This window comes from Streptomyces sp. NPDC032198, assembly GCF_040636975.1.
GTDB lineage: Bacteria > Actinomycetota > Actinomycetes > Streptomycetales > Streptomycetaceae > Streptomyces.
Genome location: NZ_JBEZVL010000018.1, coordinates 68611 through 89249, shown reverse-complemented (window position 1 = coordinate 89249; position 20639 = coordinate 68611). Strand labels below are relative to the sequence as shown.

Below are 20639 nucleotides of genomic sequence, written 5' to 3'. Positions count from 1 at the left end.
AGTGACACAAGGTCTCCTTGCGTACGGAGCGAACTGGTGCGGTATGGCTGCTACTTGGCCTCGGCAGCCGCCGCTTCCGCCTTCTTCTGCAGGTCACCGAGGACCGTCTTGGGGTCATCGCTCGCGGCCTTGCCGCCGGTCTTCTTCATCTCGGCGGAGATGACGTCCCACGAGGTGTCGCCCAGCGGGTAGAACTTGGCGTTCGGCAGGACCGCGAAGAACGGCTCCAGGTCCTTGTGCTTGCCGCTGGTCTGCATCGTCTTCAGGGTGTCCTGGGTGACGGGCATCAGGTTGTACATCTCGTCGAACTGCAGCATCTTCTTGGAGTACGTGAAGTCCAGGAACTTCTTCACGCCCTCCTTCTCCGCGCCGCCGTCCTTGAAGGCCATCATCCAGTCGGCCACGCCGAGGGTGGACTGCAGCGGGCCCTCCTTGCCGGGGATGGGCGCGACGCCGTAGTCGACCTTGCCGTCCTTGGCCATCTGGATCAGGCTCGGGTGGCCGTTGAGCATGCCGACCTTGCCCGCCGCGAAGTCGGCGAAGGCCGTCTTGCGGTCGGTGGAGGCCGGGTTGGAGTACGTGAGGCCGGGCTTGACGAGGTTCTTCTGCAGCCAGTCGAAGGTCTCGACGTTCTTGGCGCTGTCGAGCGTGTACTTGCCGCTCGCGTCGGTGTAGCCACCGCCGTTGCCGAGCTCCCACATCATCGTCTCGCCCTGGGTCTCCTCGGGGCCAAGCGGCAGGGCGTACGGGGTCTCGGCGGCCTTGGAGGACTTGATCTTCTTCGCCGCGGCGGCGACCTCGTCCCACGTCTTGGGCGGCGTCTTCACGCCCGCCTTCTTCAGGACGGCCTTGTTGTAGAACATGACGCGGCTGGAGGAGACCCACGGGATGCCGTACTGGGTGCCCTTGACCTCGCCGGCCTTGGCGAAGGTCGGAATGAGGTTCTCCCGCGTCTTGGGCGAGAGGACCTCGTCGGCCTTGTAGAGCAGGTCGTCCGCGACCTTGTCGGCGTAGCCACCGGTCTGCAGGAGGTCGGGCTGGTTGCCCGCCTGGATCATGTTCTTGACGGACTTGTCGATCTCGTTCCAGTTGATGACCTGGACGTCGACCGTGTAGCCCTTGTTCTCCTTCTCGAACTCCTTCTTCACGCCGTCCCAGTACTTCTTGGAGGCGTTGGAGGCCTTGTCGCCGTAGTCGGCGGCGACGAGCTTGATGGTCTTGCCGTCGCCGCTGTCGCTGTCACCGCCGCACGCGGTGAGTCCCATGGCCATCGCGAGCGTCGCCGCACCGGTGGCGATCAATCGATTCCTCATGCTGTTCAACCCTTCGACATCGGTGTCGACTTGAACGCGGGCAAAAGGTTCCCCCCGCGGCGCCGTGGGGCCGACATTACTCACGGCCGGAATTGCCGCGACAGGCCTAGACCACTTTCGTGGCCAAGCTGAAATCACCTGTGCGCAGGGTCACTTGAGAGCACCCGCAGTGAGCCCCGCCTGCACCTGGCGCTGGAAGACCGCGTACACGACGAGCACCGGAACCATCGCGATCGTCAGGCCCGCGAAGAGGGCTCCCCAGTCGCCCCGGTAGCCCTGTGACACGGCCAGCGTGGCAAGGCCCTGGGGCAGCACGTACCTGCTCTCCTCCTCGTTGTTGAGCAGCAGCGGAAGCAGGTACTGGTTCCACTGCCCGAGGAAGTTGAAGATGCCGATGCTCACCAGACCGGGCTTGGCCATCGGCAGCATGATCTGGAAGAACGTGCGCGTGTGCGACGCCCCGTCGACCATCGCCGCCTCCTGGACGCCGGTCGGCAGCGTCCGGAAGAAGGAGGTCAGGAAGAAGACGGTGAAGGGCAGCGAGTACGCGATGTAGGCGATCATCAGGCCCGGCCGGGTGTCCAGGAGGCCGAAGTTCTCCATGACCGCGAAGAGCGGGACGAGGGCGAGGATGACCGGGAACATCATCCCGCCCGCGAAGAGCATGAAGATCAGCCGGTTGCCCGGAAAGGTGAAGCGGGCGATCACGTACGCCGCCATCGAACCCAGAAGCATCGTCCCGGTCAGTGAACCGGCCAGGATGATCAGCGAGTTGAGGGCGTACTGCCCGATGTTGGCCGTGGTCCACGCGTGGGCGAAGTTCTCCCAGTGGAAGGACGTCGGCCAGCCCATCGGATCGCTGAGGATCTCGACCGAGGGGCGCAGCGCGGTGAGCGCGACCCAGACGAGGGGGCCCGCGGCGAGGATCACCCACAGGACGAGGAAGGCGTGCGAGAAGACGTTCAGCGTCGTTCCGCCCGCCTCACCGGTCCCACGGCGGGGTTCCTTGGCGGCATCGGTGCGGGGCGCGGTGGTCGTGGTCATGATGCAGTGGCTCCCGCGGTCTCAGTATTCGATCCGGTCGCGATTCCCGATCCTCATGACGATCAGCGAGAACGCCATGCTGAGGACGAGGAGGACGACACCGATGGACGTGGCATAGCCGTATTGACCGTCACGGAATCGTTCGTAGAGGAAGACCGGGGTCACCTTCAGGACGTGCTCCGGCACCATGACCAGCACGATCGCGAACGAGTCGAGGGCCTGGATGCCCATGTAGATCCAGCCGGTCCGCACCGTGTCCCAGATCAGCGGGAGCGTCACGCTGAAGAAGGTCCGCCCCCGGCCCGCGCCGTCGAGCAGCGCGGCCTCGTAGATGTCCTTGGGGATCGCGCCCATCGCGGCGGAGAACAGCACCACGTAGAAGCCGACGAAGCTCCAGGAGAGCACGACGAGCACCGCGATGAGGGCGAGCGAGCGGTCGCCGCCCAGCCAGGCCGGGCCCGCGATGCCCACCTTGTCGAGCCCGCCGTTGATCAGGCCGCTGTTGGTGTTGAAGACGCGGCCCCAGACGACGGCGATGATCGCGACGGACAGGACCTGGGGGAAGAAGTAGACGACCTTGTAGAACGACGAGCCCGCGACGCCGGCGATGGCCTGGCCCTTACGGTGCCGGCCGCCCGACGTGATCATGTACGCGAAGAACATGCCGAGCACGAGAGTGAGCACCGGGGCGACGACCGCCAGGGTGACGCTCACCTGCAGGGAGTCCCAGAAGCGCTCGTCGTTCCACATCTTCGTGAAGTTGTCGAAGCCGATGAAGTTCGCCACCGGCCCGCCCGACCAGTCGGTGAACGAGTAGTAGATCGCCTGAACGAAGGGTGAGATGACGAACAGGGCGTAGAACGCGAGCGGCAGGGCCAGGAAGCCCGCGATGAAGCGGTACTTGTCCAGCGTCCGGTAGCGCCGGTCGTAGCGCACGCTCTCCGGGGTGAAGCGGGGCGGCAGCAGGACCGCCAGGAGGAACAACAGCCGGTTCGCCGGTTTGCCGCCGGGCGTCCGTTCCGTCGTCTTCTTCGGGGGTGGGGAACTGTCCACCCGGGTGTCCGTCGTCATGCTGCTCCGCCCCGCCTCGCTCACATGCCTGAGTTCTCGGTCCCGCCGCCGGTGCCGGTCAGGACTTCTTGATCTTGGTGATGTCGGGGTCGTTCTTGATCCGGTCCGACGCCTTCTGCATGGTCTCCATCGCCTGCTTGGTTCCGATCTGGCCCAGCATGAACTTGGCGATCATGTTGTTGAAGTCCTCGCGGAACAGCTCGTTGTACCAGTCGAAGAACTTCGGGATGACGATGTTGGACCCGGCGGCCTTGATGGCGGCCTGTGCGCTCGCCGTGCCGGACGGGAGCTTCTCGCCGTCGATGGCGCCCTTGACCACGGGCATCGAGCCGACGTCCTTGAACAGGTTCAGGGCGGCTTCCTTGCTGTACATCATCCGCAGCCATTCCATGCCGCCCTGTACGTTCTGGGCCTTGGCGGGGACGATGAACGGCTCACCGGCGGGGGCGTAGAGCGTGCCGAAGGGCAGCTTGTCGCCGGAGTCGAGGGAGGGGGTGGCCCCCACCGTCATCTCGAAGTCCTTCGGCGTGGTGTCCTTGGCCTCGTTCTCCACCCAGGAGCCGTTGGGCACGAAGACGCACTTGCCGCCCTTGGTCCAGGCGGTCTGCATCTCCGTGTGCGCCTCGGTGCCGTCGAAGCCGGTCAGCACGTACTTCTTGGCGACGAGCTCCTCCCACGCCTCGAAGACGTCCTTGACGGCGTCGTTCTTCCAGGCGTCGGGCTCCAGGTAGTCCATGGCGTCGGTGACGTCGCGCCCGCCGCGCTGGGCGAACATCGCGTACATGCTGAAGAACACGTAGCGGGGGTGGCCGCCCGGGTAGCTCCAGCCGTGGATGCCCTTGGCCTTGGCCTTCTTGCAGACCGCGAGCATCTCGTCCCAGGTCTTGGGGTACTCGGTGTCGAGGCCCTGCTCGAGCAGCTTCTTGGAGTACCAGTTGCCGTACACCGTCAGGGCGATGTTGAGCTGGTAGACCTCCTTGCTGCCGAAGGTGCCCATCTGCTCGACCACCGGTACGAGGGTCTCGCGCACCGTCACGCTCGGGTCGTCCCAGGAGGGGGCGCTCAGCAGCTCGCTGAGGTCGGCGACCTGCTTGTTGTGCACCAGCTTGCCGATGTTCATCTGGTCGGCGCCGGAGTTGTTGACCACGTCGGCCGTCGGCTTGCCGCGGACGATCTTCGGCTGGAGCTGCGTGGCGATCTTCGTCGTGGCCTTCTGGCCGGCGTCCGACTTGGGGTACTTCTTCTTGTACATGTCGGTGACGAACTGGGCGTACTTGTCGCCGTATCCACCGTTGAAGATGTAGACCCCAAGACCGGCGTCCGTCTTCACGCCGAGCGGATTCTTCTTGGACTTCTCGCCCTTCTCCGCCTTGTTCTCGTCCCCGCCCCCGCTCGCGCAGGAGCTCAGGGCGCCCATGGCCGGCACCGCGAGAAGGCTGGTGGCCGCCGCCCTCTTCATCACGTCACGACGGTTGATGCTGGTGGATCCCATGCTCAAGTCCTCGCCTTCTCCAGGACTCAGGCGGCGTACGGGGCTCCCGACAGCTCGCCAGTGGCGAAGGGCCCGACACCGCGGGTCAGTTGAAGCTTCGGTGGTGCGTTAGTGCGACAACTACATGGCAAGGGCTCGCACCCGCCACTCAGGGTGCCGATAGGTATAGTCCACTTCTCGGCGACAGAGCAAGATCGAACGCAGCTTGGGCCTGCAGTCTTTCCCGAGTTGAGACCTCGCGGAGACACGGCCTGGTTCGTTCACGGCGTGAGCAAATTCAGCCGACGCATGCGATCGCATCCGGGACCCGCCTTCGCTCCCCTTCATGGATCTTCCCTGGCGCCCACTTGCACCTCATTGGACTTTCTCCTGGATCCCCTTGGACTTTCCCCCGGGGCCCGGCGCCCCTCCCGGCTCTTCCGGCGCTTTCAACAGCCTTGACACCACCGGCAACTTGACGCCCTACTGGACCTTGCGCAGCGATGTGACAACGTTGTCCAACTCGCAGGGAGGGGCTCGGGGATGCCGCACAGATCACGCAGACCTCGCTTCAGACACCATCGTTCGGCCGCGGTCCTCGGAGCGGCCGCGTTCACGCTCGTCGCGACAGCGCAGGGCGCCGCCGTCGCCAAACCGGAGGAACCACCCAAAGCGGCCAAGGAGTTCGTCTCATCGTTCGAGGAGGGCGACGCCCAGCCCGACTGGCTGAACACCGTGGAGACCGGTCCCGACGGGAAGAAGCGGACCGCCGGGGTCAACGGCGCGTTCAGTTCGGGGATCCCCGGGAGTGTGAACGACCACGTCACGGAGGTCCGCGCCAGCGGCGAGAACTCCGGCAGCGGCGAGGTCAAGGAGAACCTCATCGACGGGGAGCCCACCAGCAAGTGGCTCACCTTCGCGCCCACCGGATGGGTGGAGTTCGACCTCGACGCGCCCGCCAAGGCCATCACGTACGCGCTGACGTCGGCGAACGACCACGACGAGCGCGACCCCAAGGACTGGACGCTGCAGGGCTCCACGGACGGCAAGGACTGGAAGGTCCTCGACACCCGGAAGGGTGAAACGTTCGACAAGCGTCACCAGACGAAGAAGTACGACTTCGAGAACGGCACGGCGTACGCGCACTACCGCCTGGAGATGACCGCCAACAACGGCGCGTCCGACGCCCTCCAGCTCTCCGACGTCCAGCTCTCCGTGGGCGGCAGCGAGACGCCCGTCCCCGAGGACATGCTCTCCCTCGTGGACCGCGGCCCCAGCGGCTCCCCGACCGCGAAGTCGGGCGCCGGGTTCACCGGCAAGCGCGCGCTGCGCTACGCGGGCACCCACAAGGTGGACGGCCGCGGCTATTCGTACAACAAGGTCTTCGACGTGAACGTCTCGGTGCGGCGTGACACCGAGCTGTCGTACCGGATCTTCCCCTCCATGGCGGAGGGCGACCTCGACTACGACGCCACGAACGTGTCCGTGGACCTGGCGTTCACCGATGGCACCTATCTGAGTGACCTCAAGGCGACGGACCAGAACGGTTTCCCGTTGACGCCGCGGGGCCAGGGCGCCGCCAAGGGCCTCTACGTCAACCAGTGGAACAACGTGGCCGCGCGGATCGGGCAGGTCGCGGGCGGCAAGACCGTCGACCGGGTGCTCGTCGCGTACGACTCCCCCAAGGGTCCCGCGAAGTTCCGGGGCTGGGTGGACGACGTCTCCCTGAAGGAGAAGGCCCCGGCGAAGCCGAAGGCCCACCCTTCGGACTACGCGGACACCACCCGCGGCACGAACTCGAGCGGCGGCTTCTCGCGCGGCAACACCTTCCCCGCGACGGCCGTACCGCACGGCTTCAACTTCTGGACGCCGGTGACCAACGCGGGCTCCCTGAGCTGGCTCTACGACTACGCGCGCGGCAACAACGCGGACAACCTGCCGACGATCCAGGCGTTCAGCGCGAGCCACGAGCCGAGCCCCTGGATGGGCGACCGGCAGACCTTCCAGATGATGCCGTCGGTCGACAAGGACACCCCGTCGGCGTCCCGCACCAAGCGCGCGCTGCCCTTCAGGCACGAGAAGGAGACGGCACGCCCGCACTACTACGGCGTGACGTTCGAGAACGGTCTGAAGGCCGAGATGGCCCCGACCGACCACGCGGCGATGATGAAGTTCACCTATCCCGGTGACGACGCGAGCGTCATCTTCGACAACGTCTCCGAGAAGGGCGGCCTCACCCTCGACAAGGAGAGCGGTGTGGTGAGCGGATTCTCGGACGTGAAGTCCGGGCTCTCCGCCGGAGCCAGCCGCCTCTTCGTGTACGGGACCTTCGACGCGCCCGTCACCGCGGGCGGCAAGCTCGACGGCGGGGGCGGCGGTGACGTCACCGGCTATCTGCGCTTCGAGGCGGGCAAGGACCGCACGGTCAACCTGCGCCTCGCGACCTCGCTCATCAGCCTCGACCAGGCCAAGGCCAACCTGGACCGCGAGATCCCGTCCGGCACCTCCTTCGACCGCGTGCAGAACCGCGCGCAGCGGAGCTGGGACGACATCCTCGGCAAGGTCGAGGTCCAGGGCGCGAGCGAGGGTCAGCGGACCTCGCTCTACTCCTCCCTCTACCGCCTCTACCTCTACCCCAACTCGGGCTTCGAGAAGGTCACTTCGGCGGGCGGCAAGTCGAAGTACCAGTACGCCTCGCCCTTCTCGCCGCAGACCGGGCCCGACACCCCGACCCACACCGGCGCGAAGATCGTCGACGGCAAGCCTTATGTGAACAACGGCTTCTGGGACACCTATCGCACGACCTGGCCCGCCTACTCGCTCCTCACGCCGAAGAAGGCGGGTGAGCTGGTCGACGGCTTCGTACAGCAGTACAAGGACGGCGGCTGGACGTCCCGTTGGTCGTCACCCGGCTACGCGGACCTGATGACGGGCACCTCGTCGGACGTGGCGTTCGCCGACGCGTACGTCAAGGGCGTGGACTTCGACGCGAAGGACGCGTACGACGCGGCGCTGAAGAACGCGACCGTGGTGCCGCCGAGTTCGGGCGTCGGCCGCAAGGGCATGGAGACGTCGCCCTTCCTCGGCTACACCCCCAGCGAGACCCACGAGGGCCTTTCCTGGGCTCTTGAGGGCTACCTCAACGACTACGGCATCTCGCGCATGGGCCAGGCCCTCTACAAGAAGACGGGCGAGAAGCACTACAAGGAGGAGTCGGACTACTTCCTCAACCGCGCCCGCGACTACGTGAAGCTCTTCGACGACAAGGCCGGGTTCTTCCAGGGCAAGAGCGAGAAGGGCGAGTGGCGCGTCCCGTCCGACAAGTTCGACCCGCGCGTGTGGGGCTACGACTACACCGAGACGAACGCCTGGGGCTATGCCTTCACCGCCCCGCAGGACTCGCGCGGCCTCGCCAACCTCTACGGCGGCCGCAAGGGCCTCGGCGACAAGCTCGACACGTACTTCGCCACTCCGGAGACCGGGTCCGCCGAGTTCGCGGGTTCCTACGGAGGCGTCATCCACGAGATGACCGAGGCACGCGACGTACGCATGGGCATGTACGGGCACTCCAACCAGGTCGCCCACCACGTCGCCTACATGTACGACGCGGCAGGGCAGCCGTCCAAGACGCAGGAGAAGGTCCGCGAGGTCCTCTCCCGCCTCTACACCGGCAGCGAGATAGGGCAGGGCTACCACGGCGACGAGGACAACGGCGAGCAGTCGGCCTGGTACCTCTTCTCCTCGCTCGGCTTCTACCCGCTGGTCATGGGCAGCGGCGAGTACGCGATCGGGTCGCCCCAGTTCACCAAGATGACGGTGCACATGGACGGCGGTCGCGACCTGGTCGTCAAGGCGCCGAAGAACAGCGCGAAGAACATCTACGTCCAGGGCCTGAAGGTCAACGGCAAGCAGTGGACCTCGACGGCGCTCCCCCACAAGGAGATCGCACGCGGTGGCGTCCTGGAGTTCGACATGGGCCCCGAGCCCTCGTCGTGGGGCACCGGCAAGAACGCGCAGCCGGCGTCGGTCACGCAGGACGACGAGGTGCCGTCGCCGCGCGGTGACGCCCTCAGGGGTGACGGCGCGCTCTTCGACAACTCGTCGAAGACGGAGGCAACTTCGGAGGCCGCCGTGGACCTTCCGGTCGGCAAGGAGACCAAGGCGGTGCAGTACACGCTGACGTCCGCCACCGACAAGGCGAAGGCGCCGCGCGGCTGGGTCCTCCAGGGCTCCGCCGACGGCGAGAAGTGGAAGGACCTCGACAAGCGGTCCGGCGAGTCCTTCGCCTGGGACAAGCAGACCCGGGTGTTCACGGTCGACCGTCCGGGAACCTACGCGCACTACCGGCTCGTGCCCGACGGGTCCGCGACGCTCGCGGAGGTCGAGCTCCTGGGCTGATCCGCACCGGCGGGACGACCGCCGGTCAACAAGGGGGCGGGAGTGGCGCGTTCACTCCCGCCCCCGCTGGCGTTCGGCCCCGCCCCCGTCTCCGTCCCCGCTCAGCCGACGCTCACATGGATCCCGGCATTGCGCCTGTCCCTCACGGCCGACCTGGACTTGTCCTTGGCGCCGCGCACGCCCTGCGGCTGGTAGTAGTGGTGCGCGGTCATCGAAATGGTGAACTTGTGCCCCCGATAGCCGTTCTCGGCGTAGTCGATGAGCCGCTCGGCGCAGCCGTCTCCGTGGGGCTTCCTGGAGGTTCCGTGCGTCGTGGAGCACGGGCTCGCGGTGATCTGGAGCGCCAGCTGGTGCCTCATGCCGCCGCGGATCCTCGGCACACCGGTGGACATGACGGAGTCGGGGTCGTAGGAGCCCTCGTAGTAGTCGATCTCCGAGTCCAGGTAGTCGAGCATCTGGTCCTCCGCGTGGTCGTTGTCCGACTGGGCGGTGGTCTCGCTGGTCCACTGCCCGATGGGGTGCCCGTTCAGCGTCGCCACCACGGTGGTGGTGAATCCCGGATGCGCGGTCGACTCCTCGTCCGGGGCGTAGTAGGCGGCTGCGGGCGCCCGCTGCACGGTTTCCGTCCGCGTGAGCCCCTGGCCGTGGTCGGCGGTCTTGCGCTGGGCGGTGACGGAGGGGGCGGTGGCCTCCCGCGCGACGCGTCGCGCGACCGTACTGCTCACGGAACGCTGGACCTGCGTCCCCGGCGCCCCCTTCGTCTCCCTCGTCTCGTGTCCGCATCCGGCGCCGTGCTGGTGCTGGTCCTGCGCCCACGCATGCCCGGTGCGGCGCATCATGCCGGGCCCGCTCGGGCGCGCCCTTCTTCCGGGCCCCGGCCTTGTCGTTGTCGTCTCGGGCCAGGGCCGTCTGTGTTCCTCCGGCGGTCAAGGGGGTGGACCAACCGCTCCACCCTTACGCGCGAGGTCGACGCGGCTCCAGGGACGCGGGGGCAGCCTTACGGGCCACATGGGCAGTCCCCCCTGCGGGGCGGCGAGGTGCCCCATCCTCCGGCGCGAGTATGCGATGCTGCGGCCCGTGCGGTACTACCTCTACGTCTCCGGCTCCAAGCTGGACATGCTGTACGAGCAGATCCCGCCCAAGCTGCTCAAGCGGATCGCCGTCGAGGCGAAGGTCGACCTGAAGGTGCTGAGCGTCGCCCTGCAGTCGCCGCGCGCCGAGGCGGGCACGTACGACCGGCTCGACGTCGTCGAGACCTACCTGGAGCGGGAGTTCGACGTCAGCTGGATGACGGAGCCGAGGCCCTGGTTCCGGGGCGATCTGGGGCTGCGGATCGCGGGGTACGGCACCGCCGACCGGCCGATGTTCATGACGGGACGCGAGGGTGACACGGTCATCGCGCTCATCGGGTCGGCGCACCACCTGATCGGGCAGCGGGCGGCTGTCGACACCATCCAGGCGGCCCACTCCAACCTGCCGTCGCTGTTCCGGCTCCTGGACGACTTTCCGGACCGCCGACGCCCGGCGAGCAGGCAGTCCCCACTGGATCAAGTCCTGGAATTCTCCGCATCGTTGACCGTGCCGCCCGTCTACTGCGAGTTCCTCGCGCGGCGGCTGCTGCACGGCACCGTCACCGGCGAGGACGGGCGCGAACTGAAGATCGTCATCGGCACACCGCTGTACGTGGCGATGGCGGACGAGGACCAGGAGCGGGGGGCCTGAGTGGAGCAGGGTGCGGCACGCGCCGACCTGGGCCTGATGCGGCTGACCGGGGATGTCGACGGTCTGGTCCGGGTCCTGCGGTCCAACGAGTTCCCCATGGCGCGGCAGGCTGCCGCGCTGCTCGGTGACGTCGGCGGCCCGACGGCCGCCGACGCGCTCCTCGACTGCCTGGAGCATCCCGGCAGCTACCCCCGCTATCTCCATCTGCGGGTCATCGACCCCCTGGTGAGGCTGAACGAACGCCGCGCCGTCCCCCTGCTGCTGCGGCTGCTGCGCGACGGGCTGCTGGAGAACCACGGGCAGGAGGAGAGGGTGTTCCGGGCCCTGGGCGCCTTCGGCGGACCCGAGGTCGTCCGTGAGCTGCTGGACCGGCTCGCCGAGCCGCGTCCCTCGCGGCTGGTGGTCGACGCGGTGGCCGCGCTGCGCCCGCCTAAGGCCGCGCCCGTGCTGCTGGCCGCGCTCTGGACGCTGCTGCCGCGTGACGACGTGTCCGCGGTCCGGGCGCTCGGTGCGCTGCGTGATCCCCGTACGGGAGCGGCGCTGCTGTTCGTCGTGGACGCGAAGGGCACGTCGCCCGAACTGCGCAGAGCCGCCGTCGAGGCGCTCGTCGACCTCCCCGAGGAGTCGTGGCCGCCACCGGCCGGCCGGATCCCCGAGATCATGCTGCGGCGCGCGCTGCGCGATCCGGACGCGGCGACCGCGGCGCCCACGGCCGCGCTCCTCGCCAGGACCAAGACCGGCCGGGACGAGCTCCGTGGCGAACTGATGGATTCCGTACCCGGTCGTCCTGCCGCCCGCAAAGCGCCCGCCTGCGCCGCCGTCACGGTCTGCGCCTTCATCCAGCAGCGGCCCGAGCTCTTCGGCGCAGCACATGACTACCGGGATGTGCCGACCCTGATCAAGCTCCTCGACGAGGCGGTCGTGCCGACCGTGCGCAGGGCCGCGGCCTCGGCACTCGGGGCCGTCGGCGGCGCGGCGGCGGCCCACGCGCTCCTTGCCGTGCTCGGCGACGGGCGGATCGGCGAGGCGGTCGCGCGGGCGGTGGCCCGGCTGCCGCAGCCACCCGTACAGGAGCTGCTCACCATCCTGTCCGGGGGCGGCCACTCAGCCCAACGGTGCAATGCCGCGCGGGCGTTGGGGCTTCTGCGACGGACGGACGCCGTGCCGCCGCTCCTCGCGGCCCTGAACGGCGAGGAGGCGACGCGGCTGCGTACCGCTGCCGCCGACGCCCTCGGCGCGCTGCGCCACCGGCCTGCGGCCGAACGCCTCGCGGCCCTGGCGGGGGACGGGGAGCAGCCCGGGACACTCAGGGCCCGCGCCCTGCACGCGCTGGGTCTGATCGGGGCACGGGAGTCGCTGCCGGTGGTCCTCGCCGCCGTATGGGACCCGTCGGAGGCGGTGCGGCTCCAGGCGGTGCAGGCGCTGGGCGGTTTCCCCGTGGCGGAGGCGGCCATGGCGCTCGGGACGGTCGCCGCGCTGGACGCGAACCTCCATGTCGCACGGGCCGCCGTGGAAGCCCTGGGCCGGGTCGGCGCCCCCGCAGGACCCGTCCTCGCCTCCCTCGCGCGGCAGCTCCGGAGTGATGTCGCCGATGAGCTGGTCGAGGCGCTCACGCGCCTTCCCGGGGCCGAAGCGGTCCCAGGGCTCTGCCAGTTGGCCGGGGTGACGCGCCTGTCGGAGGGCGAGTACGCGGCGGTGGCCGAAGCGCTGGGCAGGCACCGCGCGCCGGAGAGCGCCGGGCCGCTGGCGGCGCCGCTGACCGGCGACCTCCGGTACGCCCACTGCGATGCCGCCGTGCGGGCCCTCGCCGAGCTGGGCACCGAGGAGGCCGACGGGTACGTGCTGGCCTACTGCCGCAGGGCCGGGCACGACGGCGACGCCCAGCGCGCGGCCCTCACCACCATGGCGGACCGCCGGGAAGCCGAAGGCGCCCAGAGCCCCGGCCGACCGCGGTCGCCCGGCAGCGGAGGATGACCGTCCGCGGGAAACACCTCGACAGCGCGATGTCACCGTGCCTAAGATCCACGGCGACATCGCGTGTCGGTCACCGGCTGGGTGAGGCATGGAGGTGTCGGGAGATGCCTTCTGGAGGCATTCCTTGTCGGTCGAACTGAATCACACGATCATCCACGCCCGGGACAACCGGGAGTCCGCCGAGTTCTTCGCGGACGTTCTGGGCCTCGAAATCACCTCCGAGTGGGGCCCGTTCATCGCGGTGGAGCTGAGCAACTCCGTCACCCTGGACTTCGCCACCATCCCCGCGGACAAGATCACTCCGCAGCACTACGCGTTCCTGGTCTCCGAGCCGGAGTTCGAGGCGGCGTACGAGAAGATCAAGGCGCGCGACGTCGAGCACTGGGCCGACCCGCACCAGAAGCTGCCGGGCGAGATCAACACCAATGACGGCGGCCGGGGCGTGTACTTCCTGGATCCAGCGGGGCACGCCATGGAACTCATCACCGTGCCGTACGGCGGCTTCCCGCAGTAGTCGCCGCCCCGCCCGTTCATGACGGGCAGCTCTTCGCCTTGTCCCCCCGGTACGTCCGGTACAGCGGCAGCTTCTTCTCGTCGTCGGAGCGGGCCACCGGGGGGAATTCGATGACCGGGACGGGCTTGCAGACGGCCCACTGGTCGTTCTCCCCCGGGCCGGTGAACCCGTAGGTGCCGCCCGCCCCGACGAGACAGCCGGTGCAGGTGTCGCCGCTGATGGTCGAGATGGTGAGCGTGCTGTACACGTCCTTGGTGGAGGGCAGCCGCTTCGGATCCGGCGTCTTCCTGCCGCCTTCGCTGATCTCGCTGTACGTGCGGTCGACGGCGGAGGCGAGGAGTGCGAACCCGTCGTAGTACATGGCCGCGTACCCGTCCTTCAACGCATTGGGGCCGAGGTCGTGCTCGCTTTCCATCTTCTTGAAGCGCGCGTGGAAGGGGGAGAAGCCCGAGGGTGCTTCGCCGGGGCGGTCGGCCCAGTCCGGGTCGTAGGCCGAGGCGTCGACGATCGTGGCGTTGGCCCTGCGCAGGCTGCGTTCGATGCCGGCGGAGGTGAGCGTCGGTTCGAGACCGATGCCGACCTTGAGGATCCGCAGCTTGCCCCTCCGGTCGCAACCACCCTCATTGGCAAGGCGGTTGATGAAGGCGGGCAGATCCTGGTCGCGGCCCGCGAAGAAGACGGTGTCCGCCTTGTCGCGGCAGATCCTCGCGACGGCGTCGGCGAAACGCCGCGGGATGCCCTGGTCGTCGCCCGACGAGCCGATGTAGTGGGAGTTGTGGTTCTTCAGGTCGTAGGTCTTCCCGAAGTGCCGGTCGAATATCTCCCGCAGGTTCTTCGAGTAGACGTCGCCCTCGCGGCTGTCCCAGAGGAGCAGGCCCTTCTCGTTCTGCGGATAGCGGTCGAGATAGCGGGACAGGGCCTTGGCGAACTGCTCGTTGTTGGGCGAGGTCTTGAAGAAGTACCGGAAGTTCATGGACGCGGCGGTGATCACCGGGCCGACCGTGGGGATGCCGCGCTCGGTGAGCTCGGCCACGGCCTTGCGGGTCTCCGTCGTACTGCTGGGGATGCCGGTCACGCCCACCAGCGGGGTCTCGGTGTCCTTCGCCAGCTCGGCGAGCCGGTCGACGACGGGCTTCCACTGGCTGAGGTCCTTGCCGTCGGGGGCGAAGAGCAGCTGGTAGTGCGGCCCGCTCGCGCTGTTGGCCTCCAGTTGCGCCGCGAGCGCCCCCGCGAGGGCGCGCCGGATCATGTCGTCGGTCATCGCGCTGGACGCGTCCGACGTGAAGGGCATCATCAGCGCGATGCGTACGTAGGGAATGTGCGGCCCGTCGCCCGGTGGGTTCTCCCAGTCCCGCGCGACCCGGGCGTTCTCGTCCGCCACCGCCTTGATGAGGCTCTCGGCCTTCTCGTCCGCGTCGAAGGCCTGGTCGGTGACGCCGACGCACTGCCCGGCGAGTTCGTCGAGGCCCTCGCCGCACGGGCCGGGGCGCGAACCGTTCCAGGTGACGAGGCCGATCACGAGGGCGCCGGCCACCACCGCGGCCACCAGCCATTCGAGGGGGCCCCACTCCTTGGGCGGGTGGTTGAACATCATGACCCCTCACTGGCGGGGACGGGCAGGACCTGCCGTTTACGGGCGGCCACCGGCCAGTCGCGGGCGGCCCTGCCCAGGGCTGCGTACCAGGTGCGGTGGCGGCGGGAGAGGAACCCCAGTTCGTCGCCCACCGCCTGGCACAGGGTCTCGGCGTCCGGGTCGATCGCCGGGTCGGCGTACGGCTCGGACAGGTACCACAGGGCGTGCAGGAGGCGGTTGATGCAGCGGCCCGCCTCGTCGAGGTGGGTGTAGCGGGCGGCGTGCTCGCCGAGCGCGATCTCCACCCGGTGGTCGCTCCAGCCGCCGCTGTCCTCATGGGAGTTCCTGGCGGCCGCGGTGCCGCCCGACGGCGGGGTCGGGGCGGTGGCGCAGTGCCGCAGGCAGAGCAGCCAGTGCTGGACGCTCTGCTCCGCCTCCTCCGCGCCGAACTCGTCCGTCAGCATGTCCACCACCCGGGGCGCGTTCCCGGCGGCCAGGCTGTGCCGCAGCGCGTCCGCTTCCCCGGTGTCGGAGCGCTGCACGTGATGCAGGTGCAGGAAGCGGTGGATCTGGTGCCAGCTGTGCGGGTCGTCGGGCGGCGGCGAGGTGCGGCGCGCCTCGTGGACGAGGAGCGACTGGAGGAGCGGGCTCTCCACCAGCGGCGCGTCGACGGGGACGGACTGCTGCCACTGCCGCTCCACCAGGTACTGCGCCGCCGCGTTGGCGGGCAGTTGCTCCGGCCCGTCGAGACGCAGGTCCTCGGCGAGGGTCTCCGCGGTCGCGTTGTCCCGCGCCAGGCACAGCACGAGGAGCCGGTCGCGCTGGCGCCGGTCCGGCAGCAGGTCCTCCAGGAGCACCTGGGTGACCGGGCGCCCCTGCGGGGTGGGCAGGTCGAGGAGGTCCCTGGGGGCCACCGTGCGGTTCTGCCGGGCCGCGTGCACCACGGCGTCGCACAGCACGGTGCTGGCCGCCGGGTGTCCGCCGGTCAGCGAGTGCAGCGCCGACGCCAGGTGCGGGTGGAGCAGCCGCGCCGACGCACGGTCGAGCATCGACAGGACGTCGTCCCTGGACAGCGGTGTGAGCGGCACGACGAGCAGTCCGGCGGACGGATCGTGTCCGGTGCGCTGCCAGATGGCGGCGGCCTGTTTGCGCCGCCCGCTGCCCGCGGCCGGCAGCAGATCGGCCAGTTCGCGGCGGACCGCCTGCGGCGCCTCCTCCTCGGGTATGTCCCCGAGCCGGGTGGCGACGACGGTGATGCGGTCCCGGTGGGGACGCTGCACGAGGGCGCGGTGTTCGAGGAGCAGGTGCAGGAAGCGCTGCCCCGCGGGGGCGTGCGCCTCGTCGAGGAGGATCAGCGGCCAGGGCTCACGGTTCAGGTGCCGCACCACGCCGTAGCCGGCGGCCACCTCCTCCAGGAAGGCGGCCATGAGGGTGTTCTCGACGGCGTGCCGGTAGTCGCCGCCCCGGTGGAAACGCCGGCCGAGTTCGAGGAGGGCATCGGGCTTCCCGGTGGCGCCGTCCGGCGCGGTGTGCCGCTGCCCGTACCAGTTCCGGGCCGGGGCCAGGCCCCGCAGGGACTGGAGTTCACGCAGGATCGCCGCGGTGACCGGCAGCGAGCCGTCGTCGTCCGCCACCTCCACGCCCGCGTCGACCGCGCCCGCGTCGGCCACGCCCTTCGCCTCGGCGACGGAGGCCTCGACCCGATCCGACCACTCCCGCGCCACGTCCCGCTCGCCCCCGGCGAGCAGCCCGCAGGCGATCAGGAGCCGGGCGTGCCGGGCGCACACGGCGTCCCGCACGTCCGCGTCGCCGAGCGACCAGCCGGAGACCGCGAACAGGCCGGGCACCAGGACCGGGAACAGGCCGAACCCGGGTGCGAGCGCGCACACGATCCGCTCCAGGATCTGCACGAAGTCGGCGGCGGGGGCAGCGGGCACACCCCCGGGCTGCGTGGACCCGACGGATACGGCGGCGGGTGCGCCGGGCACGACGACCCGCACATGCGCCAGAGGGAGCCGCTTGTGGTAGTGCCGCGCCAGCCCTTCGAGGACGGCGCTGCGTCCGAGCCCGTGCTGCCCGGTGAGCAGGAGGACGGGCACGTCGTCGCCGAACTCCCGTTTCCTGCGCGCCCGTTCGTCGTAGGCCAGCCCGGTGAGCGACGGTACGAGCGAGCCCACCAGTGGCCCGCGACCGTACAGCAGTGGCATGTGCGGCTTGCCCATCCGACGACATCCTGCTTCCCCCTGGGAGCCTTCGGCCACCACCGGGGCGAGGCGCAGCGCTCCCCCGGACACCAGCCGCTGACTGCTGCTCCAACTCCCCTCGGAACAGTGGAACTTACCCCCCTTCGCTTCAGGGATGCGGGTAAATCTCCAGATCGACCCGGTCTGGGAGGTCCACCGCCGCACGGACCGCTCCCGGATAGGCGAGCCTGACCCGTCGCAGCCCGGACAGGCCCGCCAGGTGCGAGAGATCGATGTCGGTGCCCTGGGTGAGGTGGATCTCCACGAGCCCCGGCAGCCGCCGGGCGATGCGCCGCAACGACACGGAGGCGCCCGGCTTGGCGTACACATAGAGATGGGTGACCTGGGAGACCTGCGCCCTGGGGTCGAAGAGCAGCGTGCTCAGCTGCTCCGGGGAGAGGGTCAGCGTGCGCAGCTCGGGCAGCCGGGCGAGCAGGGCACCCCACCCGTCCGGCAGCAGCCGGTCGCCCGCTTCGTGCAGGCGCAGTTCCTCCAGCGCCTGGAAGTGCCTGATCTCCGTCAGTTCGACGGTGCCCATCGGCAGCGCGAGGACGCGCAGGTCCCCGAGGCGGGACAGGTCGGCGAGCCCGCGCCAGGGCACCTGCAGGCCCAGGTGCAGGGCGGTGAGGTTCGGGCACTCCGCCAGCTTCGCCAGCGGCTCGAACTGCGGGAGGTCCTCCAGTACGAGGGTGTGCAGTCGGGGCAGCCGGGTGAGCGGCGCGGGCTCCCTGACGTTGCGGCAGCCCCGCAGGGTGAGGCTCTCCAGTGCCGGGAAGTCATCGAGCAGACCGAGGTCGTCGAGCTGGAGCGCGCCGCGCAGCCGCAGCTCGCGCAGGCGCCGGGGGTCCAGTGCCGCGCGTACGGCCTCGGGGGCGAAGTCGCCGTGGATGCCGACGCGTTCGCAGCCGGGCAGCGTCGCGAGCGCGTCGAGCTCGGCGCGCGAGCGCACGGTGACGGGCTGCGAGGGGTCCTCGGTGAGGAGCGGCCGGATGATCTCGTCGGCGTACACCCCGGTCTCGAACCGGTCCCAGTGGCCCAGGAGTTGGGCGCGTACGGCGGGCTGGCGGGTGCCGAGGAACTTCCGCAGGCGCGGGATGGCGGCGTCACCGCCGATCTGGCAGATCGCGTGGACGGTCGCCAGTTCCTCGTCGCCTTCCAGGTCGCGCGCCTTGTCCAGCAGGCCGAGCAGCAGCGGCCCGGTGCGCGCGAGGACCCTGGCCTGGCGCAGGCTGCGCGGCGGGACCATGCGCGCCGCCTCGGTCTCGATGGTCTGCCGCACGGTGGGGTCGAGGCGGGTGGCCTGCTCCAGTGACGCGAGGGCGAGCAGCCGGAGCCTGGCCTGGACCGTGGCGTCCTTCTCGCGGTTGCCTCGGTCGCTGAGCCGCATGAGCAGATCGGCGCGTCCGTTGTGATCGCTCTGCGCGACAGCCATCTGCACCACGTCCTCCCACTGGTCGGCATGGGCGTTCTTCACCAGAATGCCGAAGTCCCGCTCTTCGAGCACCGCCTTGGCCCCGAGATAATCCTGAAAGGTGCGGTGAATGAAGTCGACGGCCCCCGAAGCGGGTTCGCGGAGCACTCCGGTGCGCTCGATGAGGTACTGCAGTGCGTCCTCGGGTTCGCCCATCTCCTGCAGGCTCGGCACCTGGGGCTGGAGCCTGCGGACCAGCTCCACCGCGTCCGGGCGCTCGATCTGGGTGCGTTCGTTGCGGATCAGCCAGTACGCGAGGCGCTTGAGGGGTTCGGCGGCGGCCTCCTCGCTAAGCTTGAGACCGCGCAGTCCGCGCTCCACGTCGCGCCGTTCGAGCAGCATGGACAGGGCCGCCTTGTAGAGGGCGGCGCGGCCCGCGGGCAGATAGCCGCTGCGCTCCCGGTGCAGCGCGCAGATCAGGGTGCACATCAGCGGGTTGGTGGCGAGCCTGCTCAACTCCGGCCGGGCGCGCAGGGACTGGATGAGCGCGTCGTCCTCGCCCTCTTCCGCCGCGGCGGCCGTGTGCCACCGCTGGATGAAGCGCCGCAGGTCGTCGGGGCGCAGCGCGTTCAGGGTGAACTCGTGGAAGCCCTCGCGCTCCAGCCAGCCGGGGTCGAGCGCCGAGGGGCGGGTGGTGGCGAGCCACAGGTTGCCGGAGAAGGCGGCGAGGAGCTGGCGCAGCCAGTCCCGGGTGCGGCTGCGGTCGGCGTGCGGGATTTCGTCGAGGCCGTCGATGAGCAGGACCCCGCGGCCGTTCTGGAGCAGGCGCGCCGTCCATCCCGCGGGTTCGGTGCCGGCCAGCGGGCAGCCCATCCGGCGCAGGAAGTCGTCGGGCAGCGGAAGTTCCGTGCCTTCGCGGACCAGGGTGCGCAGCGGCAGGACGAACGGGACGCGCCCCAGGAGCTGCGGCAGATGCCCCGGCACGGTGTCCTGCTGGGCGGTGGTCAGGGCCAGCCACTGGACGAGTGTCGTCTTGCCCGTACCGGCGAGCCCCTGGAGCAGGACGCGCCGTCGCCCGACGAGGACGGTTTCGACGCTCTCCTCCAGCTCCGCCGCCCTTCCCTCGCGGGCCGCCTCGGGTTCCTCGTCCACGGCGGCCGTGGCGACCGCCCGCAGGCTCAGGTAGGCGCTCTCCAGGGGCCATTCCTTGCCGCGGCGGTCGCGCAGGTCGACTCCGTAGAGGGTCAGACTGCCGTGGCGCTTGACGACGTAGCCCGCGTACTTCTCCTCGAAGCGGGCGTCCGCCGCCGTCCAGTCGTCGCCCGACACGCGGCGCAGGATGACCTCCAACTGCTCGCGCTGGCGCCGCAGTTCGTGGAACTCCTCCAGCTGGGCGCGGGCCGCGAATCCGGGCCGCTGGGTGAAGAAGCGCACGAGGTGCACGCACGCCGTGCGCAGGAGTACGTCATGGAAGAGCGCCGCGTCGCGGGTGAGGAGCCTGCGCGTGTCGGGCCCGGCCTTCCGGGAGAGCTCCTTGGCCAGTTCCTCGGGCCCGAGCACGAAGATCTGTACGTCGTCCATGTCGAGCTCGCCGAGGGCGAAGAGGGTCCGGGTCAGGGCCTGCCCGACGGCGTCGTGCTCGTTGTCCGCGATCGGCCGCTCGTGGGGTCCCGCGGCCCGCACCGCCCGGCGCACCAGCTCCTGGGCGAGCCGGTGCATGTCGTCCTTGCTGAGCGAGGGGTGGTCCCCCACGAAGGCCAGCAGTCCCTTGATCCGGACGGGCCGTTCGGTGTACTCGGCTCCGGGTGCCTTGGGCGGCGGCAGCAGCAGCCGCTTCAGGAGCGGCACGACGACCGAGGAGGCGACCTTGATACCCACTGCTCCCGCGTCCACAGAAACCCCCGT

The 20639-nt window shown here is 69.5% G+C and carries 12 protein-coding genes; 4 read left to right on the top strand and 8 right to left on the bottom strand.

Annotated features, from left to right (window positions below; translation table 11 throughout):
* Positions 1-50 precede the first annotated feature (50 nt).
* The 4 genes from AB0E78_RS37045 to ngcE all read right to left on the bottom strand — a co-directional run bounded on the left by AB0E78_RS37045 (position 51) and on the right by ngcE (position 4920).
* Positions 51-1313 (bottom strand): extracellular solute-binding protein, encoded by a 1263-nt coding sequence (locus AB0E78_RS37045; RefSeq protein WP_361842583.1) that lies wholly within the window; start codon positions 1311-1313, stop codon positions 51-53.
* Between the two features lie 150 nt (positions 1314-1463).
* Entirely contained in the window at positions 1464-2357 is an 894-nt protein-coding gene (locus tag AB0E78_RS37040; protein ID WP_361842580.1) for a carbohydrate ABC transporter permease, read from the bottom strand.
* 21 nt (positions 2358-2378) lie between these two features.
* A complete protein-coding gene (locus AB0E78_RS37035) occupies positions 2379-3428 on the bottom strand; it encodes a sugar ABC transporter permease (protein ID WP_361842577.1) in 1050 nt (349 codons plus the stop codon).
* A 58-nt stretch (positions 3429-3486) separates the two neighbouring features.
* Positions 3487-4920, bottom strand: a complete 1434-nt coding sequence (gene ngcE / locus AB0E78_RS37030; RefSeq protein ID WP_361842574.1) for an N-acetylglucosamine/diacetylchitobiose ABC transporter substrate-binding protein — start codon at positions 4918-4920, stop codon at positions 3487-3489.
* Between the two features lie 522 nt (positions 4921-5442).
* Here ngcE and AB0E78_RS37025 point away from each other — a divergent pair.
* Positions 5443-9297: a GH92 family glycosyl hydrolase gene (locus AB0E78_RS37025; protein ID WP_361842571.1), complete on the top strand. Its 3855-nt coding sequence runs from the start codon at positions 5443-5445 to the stop codon at positions 9295-9297.
* A gap of 101 nt (positions 9298-9398) precedes the next feature.
* Here the strand turns inward: AB0E78_RS37025 and AB0E78_RS37020 are convergent, their stop codons facing one another.
* Entirely contained in the window at positions 9399-10022 is a 624-nt protein-coding gene (locus tag AB0E78_RS37020) for a hypothetical protein (RefSeq protein ID WP_361842568.1), read from the bottom strand.
* Between the two features lie 352 nt (positions 10023-10374).
* On the opposite strand from AB0E78_RS37020, the gene AB0E78_RS37015 reads away from it, so the two are divergent.
* The 3 genes from AB0E78_RS37015 (at position 10375) to AB0E78_RS37005 (ending at position 13507) form a co-directional block, all read left to right on the top strand.
* Positions 10375-11019, top strand: a complete 645-nt coding sequence (locus AB0E78_RS37015; RefSeq protein ID WP_361842566.1) for an SAVMC3_10250 family protein — start codon at positions 10375-10377, stop codon at positions 11017-11019.
* Complete coding sequence (locus tag AB0E78_RS37010) at positions 11020-12993, top strand: HEAT repeat domain-containing protein (protein ID WP_361842563.1); 1974 nt, start codon at positions 11020-11022, stop codon at positions 12991-12993.
* A 124-nt stretch (positions 12994-13117) separates the two neighbouring features.
* Entirely contained in the window at positions 13118-13507 is a 390-nt protein-coding gene (locus tag AB0E78_RS37005; RefSeq protein ID WP_361842561.1) for a VOC family protein, read from the top strand.
* A gap of 16 nt (positions 13508-13523) precedes the next feature.
* On the opposite strand, the gene AB0E78_RS37000 is transcribed toward AB0E78_RS37005, so the two are convergent.
* The 3 genes from AB0E78_RS37000 to AB0E78_RS36990 all read right to left on the bottom strand — a co-directional run bounded on the left by AB0E78_RS37000 (position 13524) and on the right by AB0E78_RS36990 (position 20612).
* Entirely contained in the window at positions 13524-15101 is a 1578-nt protein-coding gene (locus tag AB0E78_RS37000) for an ABC transporter substrate-binding protein (RefSeq protein WP_361842558.1), read from the bottom strand.
* Positions 15098-17302, bottom strand: a complete 2205-nt coding sequence (locus tag AB0E78_RS36995; RefSeq protein WP_361842555.1) for an ATP-binding protein — start codon at positions 17300-17302, stop codon at positions 15098-15100. Before AB0E78_RS36995 ends, AB0E78_RS37000 begins: the two co-directional genes overlap by 4 nt.
* Positions 17303-17432: 130 nt before the next feature.
* Positions 17433-20612, bottom strand: a complete 3180-nt coding sequence (locus AB0E78_RS36990) for an NACHT domain-containing protein (RefSeq protein WP_361842552.1) — start codon at positions 20610-20612, stop codon at positions 17433-17435.
* Between the last annotated feature and the right edge of the window lie 27 nt (positions 20613-20639).

What these genes read in the sequence shown, in the direction of transcription:
- AB0E78_RS37045 (WP_361842583.1), bottom strand. Translation starts at nt 1,313, where the DNA reads ATGAGGAATCGATTGATCGCCACCGGTGCGGCGACGCTCGCGATGGCC.
- AB0E78_RS37040 (WP_361842580.1), bottom strand. Translation starts at nt 2,357, where the DNA reads ATGACCACGACCACCGCGCCCCGCACCGATGCCGCCAAGGAACCCCGC.
- AB0E78_RS37035 (WP_361842577.1), bottom strand. Translation starts at nt 3,428, where the DNA reads ATGACGACGGACACCCGGGTGGACAGTTCCCCACCCCCGAAGAAGACG.
- ngcE (WP_361842574.1), bottom strand. Translation starts at nt 4,920, where the DNA reads ATGGGATCCACCAGCATCAACCGTCGTGACGTGATGAAGAGGGCGGCG.
- AB0E78_RS37025 (WP_361842571.1), top strand. Translation starts at nt 5,443, where the DNA reads ATGCCGCACAGATCACGCAGACCTCGCTTCAGACACCATCGTTCGGCC.
- AB0E78_RS37000 (WP_361842558.1), bottom strand. Translation starts at nt 15,101, where the DNA reads ATGATGTTCAACCACCCGCCCAAGGAGTGGGGCCCCCTCGAATGGCTG.
- AB0E78_RS36995 (WP_361842555.1), bottom strand. Translation starts at nt 17,302, where the DNA reads ATGGGCAAGCCGCACATGCCACTGCTGTACGGTCGCGGGCCACTGGTG.